Origin of the sequence: Neobacillus drentensis, assembly GCF_036965425.1 — a bacterium.
GTDB classification, from domain to species: Bacteria; Bacillota; Bacilli; order Bacillales; family Cytobacillaceae; genus Neobacillus; species Neobacillus drentensis_F.
Map to the genome: position 1 here is coordinate 1 of NZ_JBALPP010000118.1, position 6809 is coordinate 6809.

The 6809-nt window shown below is 40.8% G+C and carries 6 protein-coding genes; 5 read left to right on the plus strand and 1 reads right to left on the minus strand.

The features are described from left to right. The first annotated feature begins 250 nt into the window (after positions 1–250). The 5 genes from V7161_RS24785 (at position 251) to V7161_RS24805 (ending at position 5423) form a co-directional block, all read left to right on the plus strand. On the plus strand, positions 251–1528 hold the full coding sequence (locus V7161_RS24785; RefSeq protein WP_335715482.1) for an ABC transporter substrate-binding protein: 1278 nt from the start codon (positions 251–253) through the stop codon (positions 1526–1528). A gap of 93 nt (positions 1529–1621) precedes the next feature. Continuing rightward, entirely contained in the window at positions 1622–2497 is an 876-nt protein-coding gene (locus V7161_RS24790) for a carbohydrate ABC transporter permease (protein WP_223594874.1), read from the plus strand. A gap of 2 nt (positions 2498–2499) precedes the next feature. Beyond that, entirely contained in the window at positions 2500–3420 is a 921-nt protein-coding gene (locus V7161_RS24795) for a carbohydrate ABC transporter permease (protein WP_420491659.1), read from the plus strand. Between the two features lie 83 nt (positions 3421–3503). Then, entirely contained in the window at positions 3504–4517 is a 1014-nt protein-coding gene (locus tag V7161_RS24800; RefSeq protein ID WP_335715483.1) for an SIS domain-containing protein, read from the plus strand. 69 nt (positions 4518–4586) lie between these two features. Further along, a complete protein-coding gene (locus V7161_RS24805) occupies positions 4587–5423 on the plus strand; it encodes a PfkB family carbohydrate kinase (RefSeq protein ID WP_335715484.1) in 837 nt (278 codons plus the stop codon). A 382-nt stretch (positions 5424–5805) separates the two neighbouring features. Here the strand turns inward: V7161_RS24805 and V7161_RS24810 are convergent, their stop codons facing one another. Continuing rightward, the gene (locus V7161_RS24810; protein ID WP_335715485.1) at positions 5806–6792 is read right to left on the minus strand and encodes an SIS domain-containing protein; all 987 of its coding nucleotides are present in this window, start codon (positions 6790–6792) and stop codon (positions 5806–5808) included. Between the last annotated feature and the right edge of the window lie 17 nt (positions 6793–6809).

Consider the following 6809-nt stretch of genomic DNA (forward strand, 5'->3'; position numbering starts at 1 on the left):
CTATCGTAGTATACCTATAGTAGTTTTATCAATAGAGAGGAAGCTGTATAAAAAATAATTTGAAAATTCCCCTTATTTCGATATTGACTTCAAACGTTATAGTATGTAATATAATCTTATAATACAATTGAACATGAGATATAACGTGTTCCATAGAGAGGGAGGCTAAAGAGCTGCAATACTGAACCTATTCAAAGATGAAAGCGTTTTAGATGAGTTGTATAAGGAATAAATAATTGGGGGTATGTATGTGAAACGTTGGTTTACTCTAGCAGTTGGTATTTTCATGGTAATGTCATTAATACTAGCAGGATGTTCGTCAAGCAGCTCTACCTCATCCAAATCGGAAAATGGAAAGAAAACGATCACCTTTTTCTACCGATGGCCAAATGAGCCGTACAAAACATATTTTAATAGTGTGATTAAAGAGTTTGAAAAACAGCATCCAGACGTTCATGTTGAACAGGTAACAGCGTTAAACGATGATTACAAACAAAAGGCAAACGTACTTCTTGGAAGCAAGAATCCACCGGATGTTTTCTTCACTTGGGCTGGAGAATATGGTCAAAAGTTTATCCGTGATGGCGTAGCTTTAGACCTTACAAAATACTACCAAGATGATAAAGCCTGGTCAGACAATTTAATCGCATCACAGGTGAAATTCTTCCAAAAGGATGACAAAACCTATGGTGTTCCACTATTTACCGACAGTAAACTATTCTTCTACAACAAAGATCTATTTGATAAATTAGGCTTGAAAGCACCAACTACATGGGATGAGTTTATCACTGTACTTAAAACGATTAAAAAGAGCGGTCAAACTCCAATCATCTTAGGAAATAAATCACCATGGGCAGCTGCTCACTATGTAACAGCATTGAATCAAAGAATTGTACCGCAGGATGTGTTAGCAAAAGATTTAAGCTTTAAGGGAGCAGAGTTCACGGATCCTAGTTATGTTGAATCATTAAAGAAGCTGGATGAATTACGACCTTTCTTTAATGAAAATCCAAATGCGACTGCACATGATGAAGCAAGAAACTTATTCCTTGGCGGCAAAGCAGCCATCATGTTCTTAGAAACACAGGAAATTACGTATATGAAAAACGCTGCGTTTAAATGGGATTCCTTTAAAGTACCGACCATCGATGGTGCTAAAGGCGACCAAGGAGGCTTAATCGGAGCTCCAGAAGGATTTATGGTTCACAGCAAATCACAACACCCTAAAGAAGCAGTCGAGTTCTTAGAATTCTTAACTTCTAAGGCAAACGGGGAAAAATTGGCTAAGGATACCGGTATGCCAAGTACGGTTGAAGGAGCGGTTAATGCCAATACCGCAACGGAAGCTGATGTAAAAGCGATGGATATGATTAAAGAACAGCCAAACATGCTGATCTGGACAGACAGTGCATTAGATACTCGCATTTTCAAGCCTTATGGCGATGGTGTTCAAGCTTTGATTGGCGGCACGATGAAGCCTGAACAAATCATGAAGGCCGTCCAGGATGCAGCGAAGCAAGTGAAGTAATAAAGAACAACGAATTCTAGAAGGTGTCGGTTAATAGGAAACTAGCTTCCTATTAAACCGACATTTTCATAGATGTTGATGGGAGGGGTATAGATGCGTAGAACGAGAATAGTCCCGCTTATTTATATGGCACCCGCCTTATTGATGCTGGCCCTATTTGTATACTATCCATTGGTTCGAAATATCATTAATGGCTTTTATGAATGGAACCCATTCACATTAGATAGAAGCTTTGTTTCACTAGATAACTATACACGCTTGTTTAAAGATCCCGTCTTCTTCACGGTACTTAAGAACAATCTCCTATACGCCATTATCTCCGTTATCCTCCAGGTTGGGCTTGGATTAGTGATTGCAGCGATATTAGAAGATAAGATTTTCAGGAGATTTTCCACCTTCTTCCGGACAACCTTTTTTATCCCGGTTCTCATTTCAATGACGGTTATTGGGATCCTCTTTAGCTTTATCTATAATCCAGATGTCGGCTTGCTAAATAGCTTTCTAAGATTGGTAGGTTTGGGTGAATGGACGGAAGGCTGGCTAGGGAATCCAAAAACATCAATTTTTGCTGTCATTGCCGTTTCCCAATGGCAAAGTATCGGTTATACCGTTATGTTGTATGTGCTGGCGGTTCAAAAAGTCCCTGGGGAATTATACGAGGCAGCGACGATCGATGGAGCGGGTAAAATCCGGACATTCTTTAGCATCACCGTTCCACAGGTAAAGGAAATGACGTTTGTTCTATTAATCTATACGGTGACAGGCTCCTTCTTGGTGTTCAGTGAAGTATATGTATTAACAGCTGGTGGTCCTAGTAACTCGTCACAAGTATTTAGTACATATCTATACCAAAAGGCCTTTATCGACAATGAACCTGGGTTTGCTTCAGCGATTGCCAACGTGATTTTAGGTATCACACTAATTTTCTACTTTATCCAAAATAAGTTCTTAAAAACAGGGGAGGAGTAAAGATGAAGCCGATGGAAGCACATGAAGATTCACAAATGGTTAATCCCGGCGGAAAGGTCTTAAAGTTTCCGAATAAAAACTTTAAGGCTTCCAAAAGAAAGCCAGGCTTATCAATTACAGTCGGACTAATCTTTCTTTTCCTTACTCTATACTTTATTGCCATTGCCTACCCTTTATTTTGGATGATTGTTAATTCTTTTAAAAATACGGCTCAGATTTTTAACGACAGCTGGGGACTTCCGAAAGAATGGCTCTTTTCAAACTATACGACCGCCTGGGAACAAGGGGTTTCAAGCTACTTCGTCAATAGCTTGATTATCACGGGAGGCACGTGTATTCTGACGGTTTTAATCAGTGCAGCCTGTGCCTTTGGTTTGACTCGCTATCAACTTAAAGGCGGCAAATTCCTGCTGCTTTTCGTTTCAGCAGGCCTGATGTTTTCACCGCAGAGCAGTTTAATCCCTCTTTATGAATTAGTTCAAAAAATGGGGATTTTTGATACACATTGGGCTCTGATTTTAACCTTTACGGCTTATCGGATTCCATTAACCGTTCTATTAATCCGGTCCTTCTTCTTGTCGATTCCGAAAGAGCTGGAGGAATCCGCGTTTCTGGATGGGGCGACAAGCTTGGATGTATTCGTAAGAATCTACATGCCAATGAGCAAACCGATTATGTTTACGGGGATCATTTTAACCGCTTATTATGCGTGGAACGAGTTTTTATTTTCGATCATCTTCATTCAAACAGAAGAATTAAAGCCGATAACTTCTGGTCTATTAGTCTTTAAAGATGCGCTTAATACTAACTGGGGAGTATTAATGGCTGGGTTGGTTATATCCGCACTGCCACTGATTATCATATTTATTTTCATGCAGAAATATTTTGTCCGCGGTTTGGCTGAAGGAAGCGTCAAGGGATAAAAGGGGGAAATATCCCCCTGCTTCTCGAACAATTGTATAACGTATTATAATGTATTACATATAAATCAAAGGGAGTGAAAGCAATGTTGAATTTTAACAGGGAAAAATATCTTACAGTAACTGGCGGGGCTGTGGGCCTTAGAGAGGAAATTGAGCGTGTTGCTGACCAGGTTTATGAAAAAGGGTTTAAAAATATTTTCTTAATTGGTTCAGGCGGGGCGGTAGCCACCTTTTATCCGTTTGAATATATGATTAACTCGACATCGACGATTCCTGCCTATGCGGAAATCGCAGCGGAATTTGTGCTGCAGAATCATAAACAGTTTACTTCAGATTCTCTTGTGATTCTATCGTCCCTATCTGGAACAACAGAAGAGACGGTCGCTGCAGCAAAATACTGTAAAGAAAGGGGAGCGACAACGATTGGCTTGACAGGCGAATACAATAAGCCGCTTGCTGATATTGTTCATTTTCCGCTTGTGAATTTTGCAGAAAATGATTTTGCCAGCGATTCCAATCAGTTAGTGCTCTATTTGTTGATTTTTAAACTAATGAATAAAAATGGCGATTTTCCTAACTATGAAGCATTTGCTACGCAGTTAGAAGCTCTTCCGGAGAAGTTAATTGAGGTAAAAGAACAGTTTGAAGCTAGGGCAGAAGCATTTGCGGTTGCCTATAAAGATGAGCCTTATCATATGGTGGTGGGTTCCGGGTCAACTTGGGGCCGAGCTTACTCCTATGCGATGTGTGTGTTGGAGGAAATGCAGTGGATCAAAACAAAATCGATTCACGCAGCAGAATTCTTCCATGGCACATTGGAGTTAGTCGATGAAAGCACAAGCATGATTCTCTTAACGGGTGAAGATGAAACGCGTCCGCTGATGGAACGTGTGGAGCGCTTTTCAGAAAAGTATACGAAGAAAGTAACGATTCTTGATACGAAGGATTACGAGTTAGAAGGGATCAGCGAAGAGTTTAGAAAATATTTATCACCAATTGTTACATCTACTCAGCTTCAAAGACTCAGCGTCCATTTAGAAGATAAACGCGATCACTCGTTAGAGATTAGAAGATATTATCGTACAGTAACTTATTAAAATAATTTGCGGGAAGATACAATGTTGCGTTGTATCTTTCTGCTATTCAACGAATGGGAGGATTCAATTATGAAGTTAATTGCTGTAGGGGATAACGTAGTAGATTACTATGAAGACCGCGGGGAGATGTTCCCGGGCGGAAATGCCGTCAATGTAGCGGTATTTTGGAAACGGTATGGCGCCGAGTTCGTTTCTTATATTGGAATTGTCGGGAATGATGAAGAGGGCAATCATATCGTCAATTCGTTAAAGCAGGAAAATATCGATGTTTCCCAGGTTCGTAAAGTATTTGGACCATCGGGTGAGGCTGTTGTCACTTTAGACGAGCAAGGCGATCGGAAGTTTGTAGGCTCGAATAAAGGCGGGGTTCAAAAGCTTGTAAAACTGAATTTTGCAGAAGCAGAATTGGAGTTTATTAATACTTTCTCATTGCTGCACACAAGTGTATATAGTTATATCGAAAAGGAACTGCCTTTATTGAAAAAATACATCGATATTTCCTTTGATTTTTCAACAAGGTACGATGATGAATATTTGGAGCTGGTTTGTCCCCATGTCAAATTTGCCATCTTCTCCGGTGGCGATTTAACGAAGCAAGAGTGTGATGCGCTGATCACGAAAGTTCATGCAGCAGGAACACCAAATGTGATCGTGACCAGAGGTTCAGAAGGATCAGTATTTTCGGATTCCCGTCAGGTTTATGAACATGGAATTGCCGATGCCGATGTCGTTGATACATTAGGAGCTGGCGATACGTTTGTGGCTGTGTTCTTAAAGGAGTATGTCAAGCATGGTGATGCAAAGGCTGCGATGCAAAAGGGTGCAGCGGCTGCGGCTGAAACGTGTGGACGCTTTGGCGCATTTGGCCATGGTAAGAAGCGGGAGAAGAGGATTGTGATTGGGTAATCTATGCATTTGATGGTGGCCGGTCCTATGGGGCTGGTCTTTTTTTGCCAGGTAGCCTTCTACGTGCCCGGGAAAGGTCTGGGGCAGAGGAAATGGTCACGTAGAAGGGCTATACGTGACCGGAAAAGGCCTGGGGCAGTGGAGATGGTCACGTAGAAGGGCTATACGTGACCGGAAAAGGCCTAGGGCAGAGGAAATGGTCACGTAGAAGAGTTATACATGCCCAAAAAAGGAAAGGAGCAGAGGAAATGGTCCCGTAGAAAGGCTCTACGTGCCCGAAAATGAGCATGAGAAGATAAACCGGTCACCTATTGTCTTGTGTTGGCCTAAAACAACAGTAAAGAAAAAGCCCCTCAAGTCTAACTTGAGGAGCTCCAATGGATTAGTATTCCACTTTCCACATATAACGTCTTTTTGACAGAGGATGATTGCGGGCTTCTGCCAGCTGTTCAGCATATCTGCGTAGAATATTATTTAATACCAGCGGAGCAATATAGCCTTTTAATTCTTCGTCTATGCCAGTCAAATCAAGATCCTTAGCGTCTAAAACAACCAATTTTTCACCGTATTTTTTCGAGAAATCCAATGCTCTTTCATCAAGAGGACGGGTTTCATCCAAGCCAAGCAGGATAATAAATGGAACATCCTTATCGATAATTTCGAATGGTCCGTGGAAATATTCACCGGAGTGAACGGCATTGGAATGGATCCATTGCATTTCCATTAGGATACAAATCGCATAGGAGTAAGCGATTCCATAGTTAGCTCCGCTTGCCATTGTATAAATGACTTTTTCATCTTTGTAATCTTGACCAAATTGTTGTGCCTGGCTTTCATATTGCTTGTTTGATCTTTCAAAAACAGCCTCGAGATTGTGTAAGCTGTTGATCAGTTTATCAAACTTATTGTTTCCTTCTAATACGTTTAAGGCACCTAAAGTTAATTGATAAAGCAAACCTAAATTTGTATTAAAGGCAATAGATTCTGCGCCCCATTCATATTTAACAACAAATTCACTTTCCTGTGCCAGCGGAGAAGTTGGCTGGTTCGTATAACCAACAGTTAATGCGCCTTTTTGACGGGCAAATGTCGCTGCTTTAACGGTTTCAGGTGTTGTACCAGACATGGAGCATAGGACAACCAATGAATTTTCACCAAGTTTTCTAGGGTTGCGATGAATGAATTCATTAGAACTGTAAACATCTGAAGAAATATTAAGGGCTTCACGGTCCATTATGTACTTATTTGGATACATAATGGCAGAAGAGCCGCCGCATGCTACAAAAAATACGTGGTCAATTGTACGTCCTTTCAAAGCATCTAATACCGTTTGAATCTGTGGATCTACAACTACTTGTGAATTAACCATTCATTAAATCTCCTCCT

What these genes read in the sequence shown, in the direction of transcription:
- V7161_RS24790 (WP_223594874.1), top strand. Translation starts at nt 1,622, where the DNA reads ATGCGTAGAACGAGAATAGTCCCGCTTATTTATATGGCACCCGCCTTA.
- V7161_RS24795 (WP_420491659.1), top strand. Translation starts at nt 2,500, where the DNA reads ATGAAGCCGATGGAAGCACATGAAGATTCACAAATGGTTAATCCCGGC.
- V7161_RS24800 (WP_335715483.1), top strand. Translation starts at nt 3,504, where the DNA reads ATGTTGAATTTTAACAGGGAAAAATATCTTACAGTAACTGGCGGGGCT.
- V7161_RS24805 (WP_335715484.1), top strand. Translation starts at nt 4,587, where the DNA reads ATGAAGTTAATTGCTGTAGGGGATAACGTAGTAGATTACTATGAAGAC.
- V7161_RS24810 (WP_335715485.1), bottom strand. Translation starts at nt 6,792, where the DNA reads ATGGTTAATTCACAAGTAGTTGTAGATCCACAGATTCAAACGGTATTA.